This is a genomic window from Desulfobacterales bacterium (assembly GCA_034003325.1).
Taxonomy (GTDB): domain Bacteria; phylum Desulfobacterota; class Desulfobacteria; order Desulfobacterales; family JAFDDL01; genus JAVEYW01.
The window spans coordinates 69,378-91,340 of record JAVEYW010000002.1; the positions used below are offsets into that span (position 1 = coordinate 69,378).

Sequence of the window (21,963 nt, forward strand, 5' to 3'; positions counted from 1 at the left end):
GCCAGGGTATTTTTTCCAGACCGGCAGGAACTCGCTGTCGCTCCAACAGCCTGCCGCTCTTCCAAAAATACCCTGGCGCGGCCTGCCTGCCGTGGGAAATTGGCCGAAACGAGGATCAAGGCCCCGGTTTTTTTATGGCACGCAACTTGCTGACTATGAACGTAATGGAATCCGCCGACAACCATCATCGTATTTGGGCCGGGGTGCCCCCCTGGCTTTTTCTCGGAACCGTAGCCCTGCTGCTGCCGCTCTTCGGTTTCATGACCTATAAAGCAATTAATCGCCAGAAAGAAAACAGCGCCTTTCTTCTATTGGAAAAGGGGGCGGCGCTGATTCGCGCGTTTGAAGCCGGCACCCGCACCGGGGTTATGGGCACGCACTGGAACTCATTTCAACTTCAGCGGCTGCTGATGGAAACAGCCCAGCAACCCGATATCGTCTATCTTCTCGTGACGGACGTTCGCGGCAACATTCTGGCCCATAACGACCCGTCTCAAATCGGAACCGCTTACAAGCAGGGGTTGGATCTTTTGGCCATTGCGCAATCAGACACCGTCAGCGGGCGGGAAGTTGTTTTCCCGGATGGACAAAAGGTCTTTGAAGTTACCAGCCAGTTCATGCCCACCGGCCCGCCCGTCAGAATGGGGCCTCGCCACCAGCAGCTCGTGCAGCGATTTCAATCCCTTCTGGAAAGCCTTCATATTCCGCCTTCAAATGCCTGGGTTATTTTTATCGGACTGGATATGCGCGCCATCGAAACAGCAACGCGGGCGGACGTAAGGCAAACCATTATTATGGGGGTGGTCTTCCTGTTGATCGGTTTCAGCGGGATCATCTTTTTATTCCTGGCGCAGGGGTATCGTTCAGCCCGGGCCTCGTTTTCCAGAATCAAGGTTTTTTCGGACAATCTGGTGGAAAATATGCCCATGGGATTAGTGGCCATTGATCCGCAAAACCATATCGCCATGATCAATCAGGCAGCCGGCGCCATTTTGCACTTACCCATATCGGAGGCTCCCGGAAAACCGAGTGAAGGCTTTCTGCCCCCTTCCCTCAATGCCCTGATAACAGAGATCTTAAATGAGAACCAGGTAATGGACACGCAAATTGAGTGCGCGCTTTCGGATGGCCGGCTCGTTCCCCTGGAGATAAGCGCCACCCGCTTGCAGGATGAAACCGGTACGCCTTTCGGTGCCGTGCTCCTGTTTAAGGACATGAGTGAGGTAAGCGCGCTGAGAAAAGAAATCGCCCGGACTCAGCGCCTCGTTACCGTGGGCCGGCTGGCCGCGGGCGTGGCCCATGAAATCCGAAACCCGTTAAGTTCCATCAAGGGATTTGCCACTTATTTCAAGGAACGATATGTAAACGAAGTGGAGGATCAGCAGATCGCCGGCATCATGATTCAGGAGGTCGACAAGCTCAACCGCGTGGTGAGCCAACTCCTGGAATTTGCCAGGCCCATTGAAATAATAAAAAAGTGGGTGCCGATCGCGCCACTCATTCTAAATGCCCTCAAGCTGATCGAGCAGAAAGCGGAAGAGCGGAAAATAGAAATTCGAACCGAATTTTCGCCGCAGATTCATGAGGGGTATATCGACCCGGACCGGATCAATCAGGTAATGCTGAACCTTTTCTTAAATGCGGCCGAAGCCATGCCGGACGGCGGAAAATTGACCGTCACCGTAGAAAAAATTCAGGATACCCCCGCGATAGGGATCAGCGTTTCCGATACCGGAATCGGAATCGAAGCGGAGGATATCGGGCATATTTTCGATCCCTATTACACCACCAAGCCCGCGGGCACGGGCCTTGGGTTGGCCATCGTTCACAACATCATCGAAGCCCATCAGGGGGAAATTCAAGTGCATAGCGAAGTGAATCGGGGAACGAGAATGAATATCCGGCTGCCGTTGCCCGAAATCACCGTGCGGGAGGCGTAACGGATGAGCACAAAACCCATGATTCTGGTCGTGGATGACGATTCTGCTCACCGCACCATGCTAAAAGCCCTTCTCGGCGGGTGGGGGTATCACATCAGCGAGGCCGATGACGGCGGTGTCGCCGTGGAAATGGTTCAGACGCAGGCCTATGACTTGATCCTGATGGATATTCGCATGTTGAAAGTGTCCGGCCTGGAGGCTCTGGAACGGATTAAAGCTTATAACCCGGCCATTCCCATTATCATCATGACCGCCTACTCGTCCGTGGAAACCGCCATCACGGCCTTAAAAAGAGGCGCCTATGACTATCTGACCAAACCGCTTGATTTTGACAAGCTTCGATTGACCCTGGCCCGTGCCATGGAACATCTTCACCTTAAAGAAGAAAACCGGCAGTTAAAAGAAGCGTTGGCGAGCCGCTTCAAGCGTCAAAACATCATCGGCAATTCCCGCGGCGTCACCGAAATGCTTGAAACCGTGGAGCGCGTGGCTCCCACCGAGGCCACGGTATTGATTACCGGCGAATCCGGTACGGGAAAGGAACTGATCGCCGGCGCCATTCATTTTAACAGTCCCCGGAAAGAGGGTGCTTTCGTCAAAATCAATTGCGCCGCCATCACCGAAACGCTGTTTGAGTCGGAACTGTTCGGCCATGAAAAAGGGGCCTTCACCGGTGCGGACCGCCGAAAGGACGGCCGCTTTTTGCAGGCCGACAACGGCAGCCTGTTTTTGGATGAAATCAGCGAAATGCCACCTGGCATGCAGGTCAAGCTGCTGCGGGTGATTCAGGAAAGGGAAATCACCCGGGTCGGCGGCGAGCAGGAAATTCCCGTGAACGTCCGGCTCATCGCGGCCACCAACCGGGATCTTGCGGCGCTGATCAAAACCGGGCAGTTTCGGGAAGATCTGTATTACCGGCTCAATGTGGTCAACATCGACATTCCGCCGCTTCGCGAGCGGCGCGAGGACATCGCCCTGCTGGCTCAACATTTTCTGATTCAGTTCGCCGAAAAAAACCGAAAAGAAATCAAAGGCTTTACGCCAGAGGCCATGGATCGAATGATTCGGTATGACTGGCCGGGCAATATTCGGGAATTGATGAATGCCATTGAGCGGGGCGTCGTTCTGGCACGCGGCGTGTTTCTCGATGAGGCCGACATACCGGTTATTGCCTCGATTCCGGCGTGGCCGGAGGGCCCGCCCGCGGGTAACGACCTGTTTACCGGCGAAGTCCCCTTGTCCGAAATCGAAAAAACCGCCATTATCAAAACGCTGGCCATTACGGACGGCAATAAAAGTGAAACCGCCCGACGGCTGGGCATTACCCGAAAAACACTTCACAAGAAGTTAAAAGCCTATGGCATGATGTAGGAGGAAACCGGAAAATGAATGACCGCGCGGATCTGATTATAACCTGCAATGCCTGCGGCGCTAAAAACCGCATCACGCAACATAACCCGGAAGCGCTGGCCAAATGCGGTAAATGTCACGCACCGCTTGATCCGGCTCAATATGAAGCAAAGCCGCTGGTGTTGCGATGCACCGAATGCGGCGGGAAAAACCGGGTGCCGATAGATAAATTGCAAGAGCACCCCAAATGCGGAAAATGCCATGCTCCGCTGCAAACGGATAACCTGCTGTCTGATCGGCCCCTCACGGTCACGGACGCCAATTTTGAGACCTTTGTCATCAAGTCTCCGCTACCGGTATTTCTGGACTGCTGGGCCACCTGGTGCGGTGTCTGTAGAATGACCATGCCCGTCATCGATCAATTGGCCGCGGAGTGGAAAGGCCGAATCCGGGTCTGCCGACTCGATGTGGATCAAAACCCCAAGACGGCTTCCCGGTTTCATGTTCAAAGCACGCCGACGGCACTCATCTTCGACAAAGGCCAATTGGTCGATACCCTGGTGGGCGCCGTGCCGAAAAACCAACTGGTGCAGAAAATGGGGAGGTTTTTATAACCCTGCCCAAAAGAAAAGAGGTCTGTTTCGCTATAATATTTTCACCAAAAACGGCATGGCGACAAAGGTACCGAGGGTGCTGCCCAGATTGGTAAACACCACCACCAGCAAAATCCGCGTGACCTTGTTCCGCCAAAAGCCGCGCACCGATAAAATGTCCTCGGACAAGTTCTCCAAATCTCTGACCTTAGGTTTCCTGGAAAATGCCTCCACCAGGCCGGACACCCAACCGGCCGCGATCATCGGATTTAAAGAGGTGATGGGGGCGGCCACCATCGAGGAGAGAATGGTCAACGGGTGACCCAACGCGACCAGGGCGCCGGCGCCCGCCAAAACAGCGTTGGCAAGAATCCACCAAACGATCATTTCCGTGCCCGCTGCGGCACCGCCTTTATAAAATCCATAGACAATCAGCGCCACCACGGCCATGGGTATCAACCATTTTGCAAACCCGAACCATTTGCCCTTGGGCGGCAGGGTCTCCAGCACCGCCAGGTCAATCTTCGCATGCCAGTATTGTTTGATCCCCGGCACATGACCGGCACCCACCACGGCAATAATTCTTTTTCCGGGGGCGGTTCGAATTTTTTCCGCAAGATACTGATCCCGTTCATCAATCAGGATATTTCGAAGCACCGGCATGGACTGGCCCAGTTCCGAAAGCAGGCTTTCCAGGACATCCTGCTGCTTCATTTTCTCCACATCTTCTTCACTGATATCTTCGATTTCCCCCAGAGACAGAACCAACTGGAACATCAACTTCAGTTTGTCCCACAAACTCATGAGTCGCCAGGTTCTGGCCAGGGTCACCCGGATTTCCCGATCAGCCAGATGAATATCTGCCCCTACGGCCTCGGCCGATTCAATTGCCGTGATCATTTCCTGACCGGGCCTCACATCCAGTTTTTCGGCAATCCGCTTTTGAAAGGAGGACAACAACAGATTCGACAACAGGAGAAACGCTTTTTTTTCTTTAATAATTTTTATGATATCCGTGTCGCGCCATTGCTCCGACTGGCGGATGGTCTGGTATCTTGAATCGCACAGTTCCACACAAACCGTGTCCGGCTGCTCCTCTGCGATGAGCTCTTGCACCAACCGGGCGCTTTCCCTGGAAACATGCGCCGTGCCGATCAGCACAATCTCTTTGCTCTCATAGGTAAGGCGGTGAACCGCCTCCTGGTTGTTATTTGGTTCCATTCGTTATATATTCCTCTGCCGTCTAAGGACGCCGGTCCGGTCAGCATGACCGCTTCCGGCCGTGAAAAATGACAATTGAATATAGGGGCAAACCCTGAATTTCGCAAGGATTCAGTTTGCCGTCGACACCGATTGAACCCAAAAGCGATCGGTGTCGCCATGAAAAACAGAATGCGACCTGTCATGAAAATACCGCAAACCCGGCCGACTTCGGCCACAAAAGCGCCTTTTTACCTTGCCTCTGAGAACGAAATTCCGCTTTTCGAGGCTGCTTACGATGCCCGCCTGCCAGTAATGATCAAGGGCCCCACCGGCTGCGGCAAGACCCGTTTTGTGGAATTCATGGCCCACCGGCTCAACCAGTCGCTGATCACGGTGGCCTGCCATGAAGATCTCTTTGCCTCGGATCTCATCGGGCGCTACCTTTTAAAAAACGACGAGACCGTCTGGGTGGACGGGCCGCTGACCCGGGCCGTCCGAATCGGCGCCATTTGCTATCTGGATGAAATTGTCGAGGCGCGAAAAGACACCACGGTGGTGATTCATCCCTTGAGCGACAGTCGGCGCACGCTTTCCATTGATAAAAAAGGGGAGGAGCTTTGCGCTCATCCCGATTTTATGCTCGTGATCTCCTACAATCCAGGATATCAGTCCGTGTTGAAGGATCTTAAACAAAGCACCCGTCAGCGCTTTATAGCGCTTGATTTCGATTATCCACACACGGAGAATGAAACCGAAATTGTGGCCCATGAAGGCGGAGTGGATCGTGAAACGGCTCAAAAATTGGTTTCGCTCGCACAAAAAATTCGAAATATTCGGGAGCAGGGACTGACGGAAGGGGCCAGCACCCGGCTTCTGATCCATGCCGCGCACCTGATTTGCCGACAGATTCCCGCCACAACGGCCTGCCGCACCGCAATTTGCCGGCCGCTCACGGACGATGACCGGCTACAGGAAACACTGGATGATTTAATCGAGGATATTTTTTAACCGATATGTCGCCGCTCCGGGAAGATCCCATCAAATGGCTGGCCGTTGCGGATCCCGAGGTTGCCGCCGCTTTTGAAACGCAGCTCCGGCAAAAAGGGGGAAAGATTTCTCGCAGCGAGTTATCCGGTATCGTAGAAACCATCATTCGAGCGCTGTCATTAGAAACCTCTTTTGGCCGGACCCTGGCAGCGGGATATATTCGCCTTATCGGAACCGTGCCCCAGGCTCATCTTGACCGCTATACGCGGGAAGTTAACAGCGCCGGCCACCAAGGCGCGACACTGGGGCGAATCGTAGCCGCGCATTTTCCACTGGTGCTGATGAGCGGGGAGCCAAGTCTTCCGGACCGGTTTTTCAAGACGATGGCCATTCTTTCCGGAAAAGGGCTGCATCTGTTGGACGCTCCCCTGCAATGCCTGTCTTATTTGCTGGAGGCGGGCGAACCCCAAAGCGCCATTGCCTTTCTGGATCTTCTGACCACAACTTTCTCCACGGACTTGACTTACAACCGCGCCAAGGCTTTGGCTCATTTGCTGTCAACGGCCATCACGAGATTGTTCCCCGAAAAAAGAAGCCGGCAAATTAAGGAAATATATCGCGTCGCCAGTGCCGCCACGGATCTTATCGACCCTTTTCTCGACGCCATAGAAAGCGGGCTTCACCTTCTCCGTCAAGAGGCGCTGACGGACTTCGTAACGGCCGGACTTGAAACATACGAAAAAAATAAGGCACGCGGAAACGCCTTCATCGGACTTTCGTCCTATTCTTCCCGCCGGATGGCAAGCGACTTACAAATATCGGTTCACCTATCCCAGGTGCGCTCACAACTGAATCGTTATCTTCAGGCCCGCATGGGCAACGTGGGTCTTACCGTTAACTCCCTTTCCGCGCTATCGGCAACGGCCTTTTCAGCCGGCACCGCGCCCATGGTCTGCTCGGACAATCGGTTCATTTACCTGCCGGAGGAAATCAGCACCTTTGATACTCAGTCGCTGAACATCTCATTATATAAATTGCTCACAAAGCTTGAAGCCGGGTATTATGAGTTCGGCACCTATGATTTTGATTTGGAAAGGTTGCAGACCCTCTGCCCGGATTGGGTGCCCGCGACGGTCGATCCCTCCGAATCGACGGATATGGAACAATTTTTTCTATCTTTTTCAAATCCCGAACTGGCCCGGGATCTGTTCAGTCTATGTGAATATGGCCGCCTTCGCGTGCTGACGGAATATAAATATCCCGGTCTCATTCGTCGGGCACACCCGATCCTGAGCACCGAAATAGCGCGCGTATTTCAGGGTCACCAGGGGTATTCCGTTGCCGAACGGCTCTCGGTCGAACTGATCCTTGGCCCGGAACATACCGGTTTACCGGATTCGGATGGGAAAGAATTTCATGAGATACATGCTGTTTTGAACCGATTCGACTCCTTTATGAAGACTTGTTCAACCGTGGAAACCACCGGCAGAATGGTGCTTGCGCTCTACCCTTTGATCCGCCCGATACTGCCCGGCATACCACTTGCGTTCGGACGGTGTGTCCGGCCGGATCTGGTTCGCGCCGCACATTCAATGACAGAGCGACTCGCATCCGTCATCAAAGCCCGATTGGATAAAGAACATATTCGCATTTACCGCGCAGACCTTCGAAAACACCTGCTACAAAACCACGACCGGATTTCATCGGACGAACTGGCGCTTATACTGCAGCATACGCCGGGCGCAACGGAAAATTCGCCGGCGCCGGCAAATTTGAATCCGTTTTTGGCCACGATTCTGTCCGAATGTTACGATACCCATAAGCCGCCGCCTTTGCCCGAGGATTCGGCCGGGCCGGTTTTCCGATATCCGGAATGGGACGAGCGGATGGCCGACTACAAGAAGGATCACGTCCGCGTCGTGGAAAGAGCCCTCATTGCCCGGGAAGCGAATGCATACCGGGAAGCGCTGCACACCAATCAGCGTCTGGTCCGTAAGATTCGTTATGCCTTTGAACTTCTAAAGCCCGAGGAACTTGCGCTTCTTCGCCATTGGACGGAAGGCGATGAATTTGACTATCGCGCACTGATTGACGCCGCCATAGACCGGAAAATCGGCCGAATTCCTTCAGACCGCCTTTATAATAAACGGCTGAAACACCAACGGGATGTCGCGGTCATGCTGCTGGTAGATCTGTCGCGATCCACCGCAACGCCGGTACCGGGCACTCAAAAAACGATTTTGGACGTGGAACGGGAAGCCATTGTGCTTTTTTGTGAAGCCTTGCAGGTCGTGGGAGACGAGTTTGCCATTACCGGCTTTTCCGGCACCGGTCGCCTGAGCGTCGATTTCTGGCAAATCAAGAATTTTGATGAACCGATGAGCGATACAGTTCGCAGCCGTATCTGCGCCATGACGCCCCAACGAAGCACCCGCATGGGCGCCGCCATTCGTCATGCCGTTTCCCAAATAGAAAAACTGCCTAAGAAAGTCCGCCTCCTGATCACATTAAGTGACGGTTTTCCAAATGATACCGAATATAAAGCGGCATATGCGGTGGCGGATACACGAAAAGCCATCGCGGAAGCACGGGCCAAGGGAATCCATTTGCGGCCCATTACCGTCACCCCCTCCCGGGATCCGCAAATAGCGAACCTGTATGGAAGCCTTCACCACAATCTCATCTCGAATGTTCGCGAGTTGCCGGACAAACTCTGGCGGATTTACAACGCATCAACGCGGTGACAATTTTGCCGTTCTCCCTCGGCAAAACCGGGCGTTTCGCTTTATTGGGTTGCAATCCGTCAATTCATTGTAACAATATAATCAAAACGCCCTTGATGTAAGGAAGCGAACTTTTTAATCGGCTTAACGGGGTCGAAATGAAAAAAATCTACGATGACATATTTGAATGGGAAGGTTGGGGGGGAAAGCTTAAGCTTGCCAGCGGCAAATGCTATCTTCGAATCTTCAATTTAAAAAGCGAAACCACCGAACAACCGACTCCAATTAAACCGGTTATTGTGGTCGTTTCAGATATCCCGGGCGGCACCCTTTCCGTCCGAAGCTGCGCGGGGCATATCGCCACGCAACTCACCGTCAACTTTCACATCGACCCGCAGCGAATGCTGTATGTGGAGTATTACCCCCCCATTACCTATGGTGGAAAAGAAAATCGTGTCATTCCGGAACGATATGAGGCTGTCGAGTTTGTCTGGCGGGAAGAAAAAGCCATTCAGCCGCGATGGCGCCCCTTGCCGCCGCCGCTGGTGGAAATGATAGAAAAGGTTATGGCCGAGGACTAGCCATCGGCACTCACGGCAGGGTTCTTTTTTAATTATTTTTACATAATATCAATTTGTTACATCCTTATAAGCGGACTCTGTATTTGACATTCGAGATGTCCAATGTTTATAGTGAGTTAAAATAGCCAAGCGCGTTCATTTCATGGCGAAGCCTTTGCTTTCGCCCCATGAAATAAAATAAGCGACGGCGTGCAGCAAATCGGTTGTTGCATTAGCCCCAATGAACACGGTTGGTTTCGCGGGTTGTTTGCGTAAAATAAGATTGCACATTTTTTATGGTGTAAGCATTCTATCTGGTATTTAATTTTCCCATTGCGGATACAGGAGGCTGATCTATGAAAGAGCTCGTACTAAAAATCGCACAGGCGTTAGTTGACAACCCGGATGCAGTGGAAGTCACCGAGGTAAAAGGACAGCAAAGCACCGTTCTCGAGCTAAGAGTGGCTAAAGAGGACGTTGGAAAGGTGATTGGAAAGCAGGGGCGAACCGCTCAGGCCATTCGCGCCATTTTAGGCGCTTCTTCCGCCAAAATCAAAAAACATATCGTGCTGGAAATTATCGAATAGCGCAAAAGGATCCCCGGACTCGATTCCAAGAACCACTCTATCCGTCGTGCCTGCCGGCTTAAAACCGGCATCTCAAGGCGGCGTTTATACTGTGAGCGTTTAGCACAACAGGGAGCCGCCATGTCGGTACGACCCATCAACCTAAGGGAGCTGCCGGCCTCGGCTTTTCTGGTGCTGCTGTCTTTCCTTCCCCCTGTTTTTCATCGGTTTTATTCTAGACTTTCTTCTCGTTCATTTCTTTTCCCTGACAAAGGGAAACGCATCCGGATTGAATGCGCCGTCTCTGTGGGTCTATAATCATCTGGCGGGGTACAGATTCCTGCCGCAAGAAATCATGATGATCCCGCTGTTGCCCGCGGTGGGTTATTTTTTAAAAAAACACAGATCCCGAAATTCAAGCAGCCCGGCATGATCTTACTTGGCAGTTGAAGATGACGGCTGCACATATCCCCATTCGACCAGTCGCTTGTAGGCATGTTGCGCTTGCGCTCCCTGATTGACGGCGGTTAAAAAACGTTTGTATTCCGTCGCGGAGGCCTCCCGCCGTCCCATTCCCTCCAGCGCATATCCTCTGAAAAAAAGTGTATTGGGATTTCCGGGTAATTTTTTATCGTAAGCGTCAAAATCCGCAAGCGCCGCATCGAATTGTTTCGTTCTGATTTTAGCGAATCCGGCCAAATGGTTGGATTGTGCTTCTTGGGGATACACCGCCTTGGCTTTTTCAGCATATCGGATGGCCGAGTCATTCTTGTTTTGCGCCAACTGGCATTTGGCCATCATGACAAGGCCGGCATAATCGTTTGGGGCCTGCTTCAGGGCGGTCTGAAAACGGCCTTCCGCCTCGTGGTAGGTTTTCTTCATCATGGCCTCTTCCCCGGATTGCATCGCAGTAATGGCGCCTTTAATCACGCGCAGTTTTGCCGTGTTATCCATGTACCGCTCTTTGTAAAGCGGCTTATTTTTAGCCGCAGCATAGGTTTCACCGGCACGGTCAACAGCCGCCTGATAGCGCTCATCGCTCATGGGATGCGTTGCAAACAGTAAGTCGGCCGCCGAACCTTGCTTGCCATGAGAAAGCCCGTTAAGCATGCTCATGAGCCCGATAAACCCGTCAGATCCGTAACCGGTCTTGACCATGTATTCCATTCCGAGCGCATCGGCTTCCCGCTCATTATCGCGGCTATAGGACGCCAAAAGAGCGCCTGCGCCCAGCATTCCCAACTGCGAGGCCAACTGGCCGTATCCTCTTGTTGAGGCAACCATGCCGACCCCCCCGACCACGACCTGCGCCATCATGGTCTTTGACATTTGCTGCGCGGTATGTCTGGCGTTCACATGGCCCAGTTCATGGCCTAACAAAGCAGATAGCTCCGCTTCATTGTTTAAGGACAATAAAATACCCCGGGTTGCGGCAATGCTGCCGCCCGGAAACGCATACGCATTAATATAGGTCGCATTTACACCCTGAAACCGATACGGCATATGAGGCCGATGCGTACCTGCCGCCAGCCTTTTTCCGACCTCCTGAATATAAGTATTCAGCCCAGAATCCTGAAGGACACCGTAATCGGAAGAAAACTGATGAGGGGAGTTGGTCCTGTCGACTTGAATTTCAGTGTCTTCGGATACCAGCATCAATTGCGATTTTCCGGTCACCGGATTGACGGCACAGCCGGACAGAAACCCGACCGTCGACAGGGCTGTTATGCGAATAAAGTCACGACGGGTCAGCCCGCTCGCTTCACCGTGAATAATAGCATCCGTGTTCATACCCCATTACCTCCTCAGGTCTTTTCCTTAAAAAAACCCCATATAAAATGACGATACTCACTCGTGGAAAGTATGAATTGATTTTGTATCGGTTGTCGGTTATTAGAAATGTGGGATTTTTTCATTCTTACCGATCACCCGAAGTGATGTCAAGTAAACTCAAACCCGATTTTCACAGCCGATAACGGCCTTTCATATTAATGGGTTTTTTATCCTTGCAATGAAAACAAAAACGGCTATAATTAGCTGAATTTTTATGGGAAGGCAGTAATTGTTTCGCCCGATCGGGCTTAAAGAACAGCCTTTTTTCACCGGCCGGGCCATTCTTCCCCTTGCACCCGATTGTTTCTTTCCGCACCTACTCGTGTCTTTAAATTCAAATACGGTTGGTTGAATTTTTGACCTGAATTCAGAAAACAGGCGACCATAAGGAACCGAATGAAAAAAGCGGCCATATCAACTGAGCGGATTTTTCTCCTATCCTTTCTGGTGGTTGCGGTTCTGCTGACCGGTTACAGCATTCATTTATACGGCTTGATGCAGTTCCACTTATATGCCGCTCTGTTTCAGGCGATTATATCCTTTTGTGTTTTTGCGCTTGCCTGGAATGCCCGGAAAATAGCGGAAAATAGTTTTCTCTGTTTTTTCGGCACGGCGTTTTTCTTTATCGGCGTTCTCGATCTGAGCCAATTGGTCTGCCTAAAGGCCAACCCCTCGCTGAAAATAGCCATCGACACGGCCAGTCTGTTGCCGTTCAAATCCATGTCTGCAGTGGAAGAGCGCATGATTAATCATGCGGCCCAGCTTTGGATTCTGGCGCGTTATCTTGAAAGCCTTTCCTTTGCAGCCTCCTTTCTTTTTTTTCGCAGAAAGGCCACCGTGACCGCCTGTTTTACCCTTTATGCCGGAATCACCGGTTTTTGCTTATTGGCCATCTTCGATTGGCAACTTTTCCCGAATTGTTTTACAGCGGTCGCCGGCTTTACGCCCTTCAAGCATATCAGTCATCTCATTATCGCCTTCATTTTTTTAGCAACCCTGTTTATTTTATCTCGGCATCAAGGCTTCATGGAGCCGAAAATGAGCCGCCTTCTGGCCGCCGCCCTGGTGCTGGCGGCTCTGGCGGAATTCGGTTATTCCTGGAATATTCTTTACTATCATTACACCCGACCACCCGCGCAGATTCTTAAATGTGTGGGGTTTTTCCTGATATACAAGGCGATTATCACTACCGGTTTTTCAAACCCCATCGAGCTGTTGTTCAGAAATCTAAAGGACAGCCAGGCCTCACTTGCCAGAGAGCGGGACAAGCTTTTTTCCATTTTAGATATTTTACCGGGCCTTATTTTTGTTCAAACCCAAGCGCATGCCATCACCTATGCCAATAAAAGATTTACCGATATGTTCGGTGAAGTCAATAACCGTCACTGCAACGAAATCTTCCTGAATTGCCATTCGTCCTGCGATAATTGCCCGGCAACACGGGTCCTTGAAACCAAAACGCCGGTCGCTTTTGAATGGAAATCGCCGGACGGCAAAACCTTCATCCTGCATTACGGGTACTTTCATGATACCGACGGCGCACCGCATGTTCTGGCAAGCGGTATTGACATCACCGATCGTGTGGCGGCCAGAACGTCGCTTGAAGACACCAAGGAGCGGTACCGCACGCTCTACGAACATACGCCGGTTATGCTTCACTCCGTGGACAAGACGGGAAAACTTCTCAATGTCAGCTATCACTGGCTGAAAATGCTCGGCTATGAAAAAGAGGAGATCATCGGCCGGGACTTTGTTGATTTTCTGACCCCCGAATCCCGCACGGAATGGGAAGCGGTCTCGCTGCCAAAGCTGCTGCGCAATGGCAGTTGCAAAGACGTCCTTTTTCAACTTCTTAAAAAGGACGGTTCGCTTATGGACATTGAACTCTCAATCTACGCGGAAAAAGACGCTTACGGAAAGATGAAGCGCTCCCTTGCAGTATCCATCGACATCACCGACAAATTAAAAGCCCAAAGAGCGCTTCAAAGTACGCATGAACAGTTGGAACAACGCGTCTTTGAACGAACAGAGGCACTCAAGCAAAAAACCCTGGCGCTTGAGCAGCAAATACAGGAGCGCATTGCCATTGGAGAGGCCTTGCGCGCCTCGGAACAAAAATACAGTTTGCTCGTGGAAAATTCCCTGACCGGAATCTATATCAAGCTGGACGGAAAAATTATTTTTGCCAATGACCGGTTTTGTAAAATTCACGGATATACCCATGAAGAAGTCATCGGCATGGACTCTTGGCGGCTGGTATACCCCTATGATCGGGCAATGGTGGATGCCTATAGCAGAAAGCAGTTGGAAAAGGATGCCGTGCCCGCCGACTATGAGGCCCGCGGTTTGACAAAAAGTGGGGATGTGATCTGGGTAACCCGAAACAGCGCAAGAATTATCTATCGGGACAAGCCCGCGCTTTTGGGGAATCTGGCGGATATTACCCTTCGAAAAAAAATGGAGGCGGAACTAAAAAATTCGGAAAAGGAACTCAAGCTGTTATCCGCCCGGCTTCTCAACGCTCAGGAAAACGAGCGCAAACGCATCGCCATTGAACTGCATGACACCATTGCACAAAATTTAGTGACCATCAAATTTACATTGGGACAAAAACTCAAACAAATGAACAGCCCCACGCCGACGCAAGGGGTGAAAATCGAAGACCTTATCGAGATTGTGCAACAAAACATCTCCGAGGTTCGGCGGATTATGACGGATCTGCGGCCGAGCATATTGGACGACTTGGGGATTTTGGCTACCATCAGCTGGCATTGCCGGGAATTTCAGAATATTTACAGTCAAATTAACATTCACCGCAACATCGATCTGGAAGAACAAGATGTGCCGCAGGAACTAAAAATCGTTATTTTCAGAATATTACAGGAATCCATGAGCAATGCGGCAAAACATAGCCATGCCACCCGGATTGATCTGAACCTGATTCGCCAAAATGGTGACCTGGAACTGGCAATACGGGATAACGGCCATGGATTTGATTTTCGGGATGTGCTTTCCAGGGTTAATTCAAGCAAGGGTCTGGGGTTAATCGGCATGCGTGAGCGCTCGGAACAATCGTTCGGCCTTTTTTCCATTCAATCCAAAATGAGTGAGGGCACGCTGATTCGCGTTCGTTGGCGAGTCGGCCCGGACGGTGTAGTGGTATCATGGAAGGAGGCTCCCGACACGCCGGACACTGCTTACCGGCTCATTTAAACGGATTCCCCTACCGATACTGACGGTAATTGATGCCCAGCTTTTTTAACTTATAACCCAATTTTCTGACCGTCGTTCGCAGCATGCGCGCCGCATCGGTAATATTGCCGCGGCAATTTTTCAGCGCATCGATGATCATCTCCTTTTCCAGATTATTGGCAGCACTGGCCAGTGAAAGCATCGGCAACGTATCGCTCTGGGAACCGGTTTGCAGGGTTGGCGGCAGGTGATAGCTGTGAATTACCCCCTGGTTGCACACCAACACGGCTCGCTCGATGCAATTTTCCAGTTCCCGGACATTTCCGGGCCAGTGGTAAGCCATGAGCATATCGATGGCCGGTGTTGACAGTCGTCGAATTTCTTTGCTGTTTTCGTGTGCATATTTTTCCAGAAAGTATTCTGCCAATAATAAAATATCCGTCTTTCGCTCTCGAAGTGGTGGCAGATAAATGGGAAACACATTGAGCCGATAGTATAAGTCCCCCCGAAAACCGCCTTCTTCAACAGCTTCTTCCAGGTTTTTATTGGTTGCCGCAATTATCCGAACATCGATTTTTCGCGGCTGCTGCCCACCCACGCGCTCAAACTCCTTTTCCTGTAATACCCGCAGCAGTTTCACCTGCACGGATAAATCGATCGCGCCGATTTCATCCAGAAAGATGGACCCTCGATGCGCCAGCTCGAATTTTCCCGGTTTCTGCTTGATCGCCCCCGTAAAAGCGCCTTTCTCATGACCAAACAACTCACTTTCAATCAGGTTGGTTGGAATGGCCGCGCAATTTAACTTGATGAAAGGGTATTTGGCGCGCGGGCTGTTGTTATGAACGGCATTGGCCACCAGCTCTTTTCCGGTGCCACTCTCGCCGCGAATCAGCACCGTCGCATTACTGTCGGACACTTGGGCAATCATCTCAAAAACCTCACGCATTTTGTTGCTGCTGCCGATGATGGCCGTATTAATCGCCGGCTTTTCCCCCTGCAATCGCTTTTGGTCTTGCTCCAACCGCTTTTCCGTTTCAAACCGTATGGCCTCCAGCTGTGTGGCCTGCCGCGTCATGACAGCCGCTGCGATGGATATTATTTTTTTGTTCTTTTCCAGGGCATTGGGTGTATCATAGGGCACAAAAAGGCTCATAGCGCCGATAACACGCCGCCCTTTTATCAGCGGAACACAAATCAGGGACAGCTCCGTTTCCGTCTCAAGGAAGTGAAACCCGGCGTGTGTTTCAAATTGCGGATCTTGGCTGATTCTCGGAATAACTGTGGGTTGTCCGGTTTCGATCACCCGGCTGGAAATCTGGTCCCCGCGTTTATAGGGTCGCTCGCCGGTGACGTTTTCCCAAATGCCGTGAGACACTTCGATATGCACTTCGTTTCGAAGCGGGTTTAATAGGCAAATAACCCCATGCGCCGCGGTTAAAAAATCCGATAATTGGATCAATGCACGGTGTAAAGACTCTCTGAGATCAAGGCCCTGGTTTAAACCCTGACTAATGGTATAAAGGGCTTCAATTACATCCGGTTTACTCATAGTGGCAGACTTTATTTTGGATTCACGAATCTGTCAACAATCGCTACAAAAAAGCGGCGTATAGCTCTCATCCGTCCGCCATTTTCCGATCCAGGCTGCGATATTGAATCGCTTCGGAAACATGGGCAACGCCAATCGATTCAACGCCGTCCAAATCCGCAATGGTTCGAGCGATTTTAAGCACGCGGTGATACGCTCGTGCGGAAAGCCCCAGCTTGTCAATTGCCGACTCTAAAAGATCACAACTTTCTCCGTCAATCCGGCAAAAAGCCTTCACATGCCGCCCGCTCATCTGCGCGTTGCAATAAATTCTCCGGGCTTTGGAAAACCGTTGCGCCTGAAGTTTCCGGGCGGCTGCCACCCGTGCCCGAATCGCCTCGGAGGGCTCACTTTGAATGGTTTGCGACAGGTCTTTGTAGGAAACCGCCGGTACATCCAGATGAATATCGATACGATCAAACAACGGGCCTGATATTTTCGCCCGATACTGGCGAATCTGATGGTAAGAGCAATGGCATTCATGAATTTTGTCTCCAAAGTAGCCGCAGGGACACGGATTCATCGCAGCCAGCAGCATAAATCCCGCCGGATAGGTTATGGCTGTGGCGGCCCTGGAAATGGTCACAAGACGATCCTCCAACGGCTGACGAAGCACCTCAAGCACATGTTTTTTAAATTCCGGCAGCTCATCCAGAAACAACACGCCGTGATGCGCCAGGCTCACCTCTCCGGGCTTGGGCAAATGCCCGCCGCCGATCAAACCGGCATCGCTGACGGTATGATGGGGAGCACGAAACGGGCGTTCGGTCATCAGGGCTTGACCGATGGGAAGCCTGCCCGTCACCGAATAAATTTTGGTGACCTCTATGGCCTCCTCAAACGAAAGCGGGGGTAAAATAGAAGAAAACCGCTTGGCCAGCATGGTCTTGCCGGATCCGGGAGGTCCGATCATCAGCAAATTATGGCCCCCCGCAGCGGCAACTTCTATCGCTCTTTTGGCATTCTCCTGACCATAAACGTCCGCATAATCAGGGGTTTCCATACCATGGGCAAAACGCAACGAATCCGAATCAACCCGCTCCGGAGCTACCTGCAATACCCCTCTGAAAAACTCCACAACTTCCGAAAGCGTTTTGACGGCATAAACAAGGAGACCTTCTACCACGGCGGCTTCTTTAGCATTGCCCGCCGGAACGAGAACACCGCCATAGTTCGCCTCCTTGGCGGCAATGGCCATCGAAAGGGAGCCTTTAACCGGTTTTATCCGACCATCAAGGGAGAGTTCTCCCATAATTAAAAACCGGTGCATAATATCCTGGGAAACCAACCCCATGGCGGATAAAATGCCCAAGGCAATGGGAAGATCAAAACCGGTGCCTTCCTTCTTAATGTTCGCCGGCGCCAAATTAACCGTAATCCGGTCATCGGGAAAGGTGTATCCGGAATTGTGGATGGCTGATTTGACCCGTTCCTTGCTTTCCTTGACAGCGGCCTCGGGCAGCCCCACCGTGCTAAATGCAGGCAATCCTTTTGTAATATCCACCTCTACTTCCACCACATGCGCATCGATACCTATCACCGCACTGCTTAACACTTTCGCAATCACAGCGCCTCCACTTCATCCACAACTATTCGCTATCGGTTATTAGGTTAGACCCTCGGGGTGAGGATTGAACATTAAGCCAAACGCCGAGATGTGCCAAAACTGAACGTTTTGAAACCGGCAACTATAATCGATATAAATATTTCTTTTCGGACGGATCACTTGATGGCAGAGCTGTCGATTTTGATAGATGAGCACAGAGATGGTGTCAAGCCCTACTTTACTGTTGGAATTCAGAAAACTAAAGTATTTTACCGTCATGAATCTCGTTACCCGTTCATGCTGAAAAAACCGGCGTTGACCTTATTCGTGCAATATGCCACATAATCGACCATAGAACTATGCATATAGCACGAATATAAAACAAGGGCTCACCATGAGAAAAAATAAAATCAAACAACAACAAGATGTGATTCTGGACTCCGTTAATGAGGGGGTCTTTACCGTGGGGCTAGATTGGCGCATTACGGCGTTTAACCGCGCAGCGGAGCGTATCACGGGCATCGCCGGAAAGGAAGCGCTGGGAAAATCCTGTTGTGATGTGTTTCATGCCAGTCTTTGCGAAAGCGCGTGCCCGCTTAGGCGGTCTTTCAACACAGGGCAACCCGTCGTCAATGCCACCGCCCACATTATCAACAATCAGGGTCGCCGGGTGCCTATCCGCATTTCCACGGCCATCCTGAAAGATGAAACCGGTCAGGTAATCGGAGGTGTCGAGTCCTTTCAGGATCTTAGCCAGGTTGAACAACTGCAGAAGGCGTTGGAGAACCGGTATACCTTCGAGGATATCGTTGGTCGCAGTGCCGACATGATGCGCCTGTTCAAGGTTCTACCGCAGATCGCCGAAAGCGACAGTACGGTCCTGATCGAGGGCGCGAGCGGCACCGGTAAGGAATTGTTCGCGCGGGCCATTCATAATCTGTCATCGCGCCGTAAAAAAAGGTTTGTCGCGGTCAATTGCGCGGCCCTACCGGATGCGCTGCTCGAAAGTGAACTGTTCGGACACAAGGCAGGGGCATTTACCGATGCCAAACGGGACAAGGCCGGGCGTTTTGAGCTAGCCGATAACGGTACTATTTTTTTGGACGAAATCGGCGATATTTCACTGGCCATGCAAGTACGGCTTCTGCGCGTACTTCAGGATCACATCGTCGAGCCGCTGGGTGCCGTTCAGCCCAAGCCGGTCGATATTCGCGTCCTGGCCGCCACCAATAAAGATCTCGCCGAGCTGGTGAAAAGCTGCAAATTTCGAGAAGATCTCTATTACCGCATTCGCGTCATTCATCTGCTGCTGCCGAGCTTAAAGCAACGGCGAGAGGACATACCCCTTTTGATCGACCACCTGGTCGGCAAGTTCAATCGGCTGCAAGGCAAAAACATCGCCGGGGTCTCGGTCGATGTGCTTGCTCGCTTGATGGCGCATGACTGGCCCGGCAATGTCCGTGAATTGGAAAATGTGATTGAGCAGGCATTCGTGCTGTGCCGGAGCGGCATCATTGAGCGACACCACCTGCCGCCCGAATTTCAGTCGGTGCGGCCCCCCGTCGGCGATTCTTTCAGCGCACGGAATATTCAAGCCATGCAAAAGCACCTGATCGTTGAAACGTTACATTACCATAAAGGCAATCGGCAAAAAACCGCCAGGGACCTTGGCATCAATATTGCTACTTTATACCGTAAAATCAAATTATTTGATCTGGAAGTGCCTGAAACAGATGGCCGGGGAAAAAGAAGATAGTTGCATATTGCACTGTTACGAAAGAAGGGGGAAAGGGCTATTCCGTAGCGATCCACATCTCCGAAGAATCATCATACCCGCAGCCCTGCGGCCAACAGGCCTCTTTCCGGTCTTTCGCCAAAAGCGCAGTGGGCCGGTTGGCATGGTGCATGCTTCATGAGTAACGGGTATTTTTTAATTTTGTCTTTCATAAATTTTAACCCCGGAATTCAATTTGTTTCAGGAGGAGGACCACACCATATGGCGGAACAACCCATCAAGCTCGGCACAAAAAAAAGCATTTTCATGGACCAGGTCAAAGCCTTGTTGCCAAACGAAGGCAACCTGAGCTTATGCCTGACCTGCGGCGCCTGCTCCTCAGGCTGTCCCGCAACAGGGCTGGAAAACATGGATCCGCGCAAATTCTTGCGCATGGCGGCTCTGGGGTTGGACGAGGAGATTAAAAAATCGGACTGGGTGTGGATGTGTACGATGTGCCAACGCTGCATCTATGCCTGCCCGATGAAAATCGATATTCCGCAACTGATTTATAACGCCCGGGCCCTCTGGCCCCGGGAAGAACGGCCCAAGGGCATTCTGGGGTCCTGCGATATGGCGTTACGCAATGACAGTTGCAGCGCTATGGGAACCTCACCGGAAGATTTCACCTTTGTGGTTGAGGATGTTTTGACCGAATACCGGGAAGCCCAGCCCGAGTTTGCCGATATGCAGGCACCCATTGATAAGCAGGGCGCCGAGTTTTTCCTCAACCAGAACTCACGCGAACCGGTGACGGAACCGGACGAGATGGTTCCCCTGTGGAAAATATTGCATATAGTTGGTGCCGATTGGACCTATGGATCAAAAGGATGGGGCGGCGAAAATTATTGCATGTTTCTCGCCGATAGCGATGCCTGGAACCATATCACCCGCACGGCCGCCAAACAGGCTGATGATCTGGGGTGCCGAATCTTTCTCAATACCGAGTGAGGGCACGTAACCTTCTCAGTCCTGGCAGGACTGAAAAAATTCAATATTCCCCACCAATTCGAAGTTAAAAACATTTACGAATATTATGCCAAATGGATTCGCGAAGGCAGGCTCAAGGTCAATTCCGACTGGAATAAAGACTTGAAAATCAAATTCACCGTTCAGGACCCCTGCCAGATTGTCCGCAAAAGTTACGGCGATCCCATTGCCGAAGATTTGCGCTTCGTGGTCACATCGCTGGTGGGCGAGGAAAACTTCATCGATATGACCCCCAACCGCTCCAACAACTTCTGCTGCGGCGGCGGCGGCGGCTTTTTGCAATCCGGCTACAAGGAGGCACGGCTAGACTTCGGTCGTATCAAGGATGAACAGATTCAAGCAACAGGGGCGGATTATTGTATCGCGGGTTGCCATAACTGCCACGCTCAGATTCATGAGTTAAGTGAGCATTACGGCGCCGGCTACGGCGTGATTCACCTGTGGACGCTGATCTGTCTTTCGCTGGGAATTTTAGGCCCGAATGAACGGGAATATTTGAGAGACGATTTAAAAGAAGTGGCTGTTTTTCACCCGGAATCAGCCATGTGATGCCAAAGGGCGGCGTTGTGAAACCGGCTCGTGAATGGAGCCGGTTTCAGGCGCTTGTTCCACAAGCCGTTGTTAAGGATCAACGCATGCATTGTTCCACTCTCGACGAGTTAAAACAAAAAAGAACGGCGGCGCTGTTGAAATCGCAAAAAGCAATCCTTCAACAGGTCACGACATACCGGGAACTTAAAAAACGGGTGCATGAGATCAACAACGGCCCGTTGGATGTGGCCGATTATTACCGGACCGCAACCGAACTGGGCGCCTTGCTGCTCAAACTGTGCGCCTGCGAAAACCATACGATTTTCCACTATTTCGCGGAACATATTCATCCCGGAAAAGCGGGGGATGTCCGCTGTTTCCGCCTTGAATGCCGAGACCTTGCCGACCAGATTAAAGCCCTTGATATGGAGCGAGCTCAAAAGCACCGGCTGAAAAGGGTCAAATAAGCGCTATGGTGCTCTCTATGCTATACCCCACACCCATTTCGGCCCATCAAGCAGCGCTTGCCTCTATTCAATCCGTATTAAAGTCAACAGATTGTCGTTTTTCATGCCAATGCGGCG

15 protein-coding genes are annotated in these 21,963 nt (G+C 51.6%); 11 read left to right on the forward strand and 4 right to left on the reverse strand.

From position 1 onward, the window contains the following. Positions 1-134 precede the first annotated feature (134 nt). The 3 genes from RBT11_02400 to trxA are packed head-to-tail and all read left to right on the forward strand — an operon-like array spanning position 135 to position 3,904. Positions 135-1,940 carry an ATP-binding protein gene (locus RBT11_02400; GenBank protein ID MDX9785600.1) on the forward strand — a complete coding sequence of 602 codons (1,806 nt, stop codon included), beginning with the start codon at positions 135-137 and terminating at the stop codon, positions 1,938-1,940. Between the two features lie 3 nt (positions 1,941-1,943). Then, positions 1,944-3,311: a sigma-54 dependent transcriptional regulator gene (locus tag RBT11_02405; GenBank protein MDX9785601.1), complete on the forward strand. Its 1,368-nt coding sequence runs from the start codon at positions 1,944-1,946 to the stop codon at positions 3,309-3,311. Positions 3,312-3,325: 14 nt separating this feature from the next. Continuing rightward, on the forward strand, positions 3,326-3,904 hold the full coding sequence (gene trxA / locus RBT11_02410) for a thioredoxin (protein ID MDX9785602.1): 579 nt from the start codon (positions 3,326-3,328) through the stop codon (positions 3,902-3,904). Between the two features lie 30 nt (positions 3,905-3,934). Here trxA and RBT11_02415 read toward each other — a convergent pair whose 3' ends face one another. Further along, positions 3,935-5,104: a TraB/GumN family protein gene (locus tag RBT11_02415; protein MDX9785603.1), complete on the reverse strand. Its 1,170-nt coding sequence runs from the start codon at positions 5,102-5,104 to the stop codon at positions 3,935-3,937. 159 nt (positions 5,105-5,263) lie between these two features. Here RBT11_02415 and RBT11_02420 point away from each other — a divergent pair, with 159 nt between their 5' ends. The 4 genes from RBT11_02420 (at position 5,264) to RBT11_02435 (ending at position 9,943) form a co-directional block, all read left to right on the forward strand. After that, a complete protein-coding gene (locus RBT11_02420; GenBank protein MDX9785604.1) occupies positions 5,264-6,094 on the forward strand; it encodes a CbbQ/NirQ/NorQ/GpvN family protein in 831 nt (276 codons plus the stop codon). 5 nt (positions 6,095-6,099) lie between these two features. Continuing rightward, positions 6,100-8,817: a hypothetical protein gene (locus tag RBT11_02425; GenBank protein ID MDX9785605.1), complete on the forward strand. Its 2,718-nt coding sequence runs from the start codon at positions 6,100-6,102 to the stop codon at positions 8,815-8,817. 137 nt (positions 8,818-8,954) lie between these two features. Beyond that, positions 8,955-9,377, forward strand: a complete 423-nt coding sequence (locus RBT11_02430; protein ID MDX9785606.1) for a hypothetical protein — start codon at positions 8,955-8,957, stop codon at positions 9,375-9,377. A 335-nt stretch (positions 9,378-9,712) separates the two neighbouring features. Continuing rightward, positions 9,713-9,943 (forward strand): KH domain-containing protein, encoded by a 231-nt coding sequence (locus RBT11_02435; GenBank protein MDX9785607.1) that lies wholly within the window; start codon positions 9,713-9,715, stop codon positions 9,941-9,943. Between the two features lie 414 nt (positions 9,944-10,357). Here the strand turns inward: RBT11_02435 and RBT11_02440 are convergent, their stop codons facing one another. Continuing rightward, complete coding sequence (locus RBT11_02440) at positions 10,358-11,713, reverse strand: M48 family metalloprotease (protein MDX9785608.1); 1,356 nt, start codon at positions 11,711-11,713, stop codon at positions 10,358-10,360. 438 nt (positions 11,714-12,151) lie between these two features. On the opposite strand from RBT11_02440, the gene RBT11_02445 reads away from it, so the two are divergent. Continuing rightward, positions 12,152-14,968, forward strand: coding sequence for a PAS domain S-box protein (locus tag RBT11_02445; GenBank protein ID MDX9785609.1), 2,817 nt, complete (start codon positions 12,152-12,154; stop codon positions 14,966-14,968). 10 nt (positions 14,969-14,978) lie between these two features. On the opposite strand, the gene RBT11_02450 is transcribed toward RBT11_02445, so the two are convergent. Further along, on the reverse strand, positions 14,979-16,499 hold the full coding sequence (locus RBT11_02450) for a sigma 54-interacting transcriptional regulator (protein ID MDX9785610.1): 1,521 nt from the start codon (positions 16,497-16,499) through the stop codon (positions 14,979-14,981). Between the two features lie 67 nt (positions 16,500-16,566). After that, on the reverse strand, positions 16,567-18,105 hold the full coding sequence (locus tag RBT11_02455) for a YifB family Mg chelatase-like AAA ATPase (protein ID MDX9785611.1): 1,539 nt from the start codon (positions 18,103-18,105) through the stop codon (positions 16,567-16,569). A gap of 373 nt (positions 18,106-18,478) precedes the next feature. On the opposite strand from RBT11_02455, the gene RBT11_02460 reads away from it, so the two are divergent. The 3 genes from RBT11_02460 to RBT11_02470 all read left to right on the forward strand — a co-directional run bounded on the left by RBT11_02460 (position 18,479) and on the right by RBT11_02470 (position 21,846). Then, the gene (locus RBT11_02460; GenBank protein MDX9785612.1) at positions 18,479-19,840 is read left to right on the forward strand and encodes a sigma 54-interacting transcriptional regulator; all 1,362 of its coding nucleotides are present in this window, start codon (positions 18,479-18,481) and stop codon (positions 19,838-19,840) included. 240 nt (positions 19,841-20,080) lie between these two features. After that, positions 20,081-21,397: a (Fe-S)-binding protein gene (locus tag RBT11_02465; protein ID MDX9785613.1), complete on the forward strand. Its 1,317-nt coding sequence runs from the start codon at positions 20,081-20,083 to the stop codon at positions 21,395-21,397. Then, positions 21,394-21,846, forward strand: a complete 453-nt coding sequence (locus RBT11_02470) for a hypothetical protein (protein ID MDX9785614.1) — start codon at positions 21,394-21,396, stop codon at positions 21,844-21,846. The genes RBT11_02465 and RBT11_02470 overlap by 4 nt, the downstream gene beginning before the upstream one ends. Positions 21,847-21,963 lie beyond the last annotated feature (117 nt).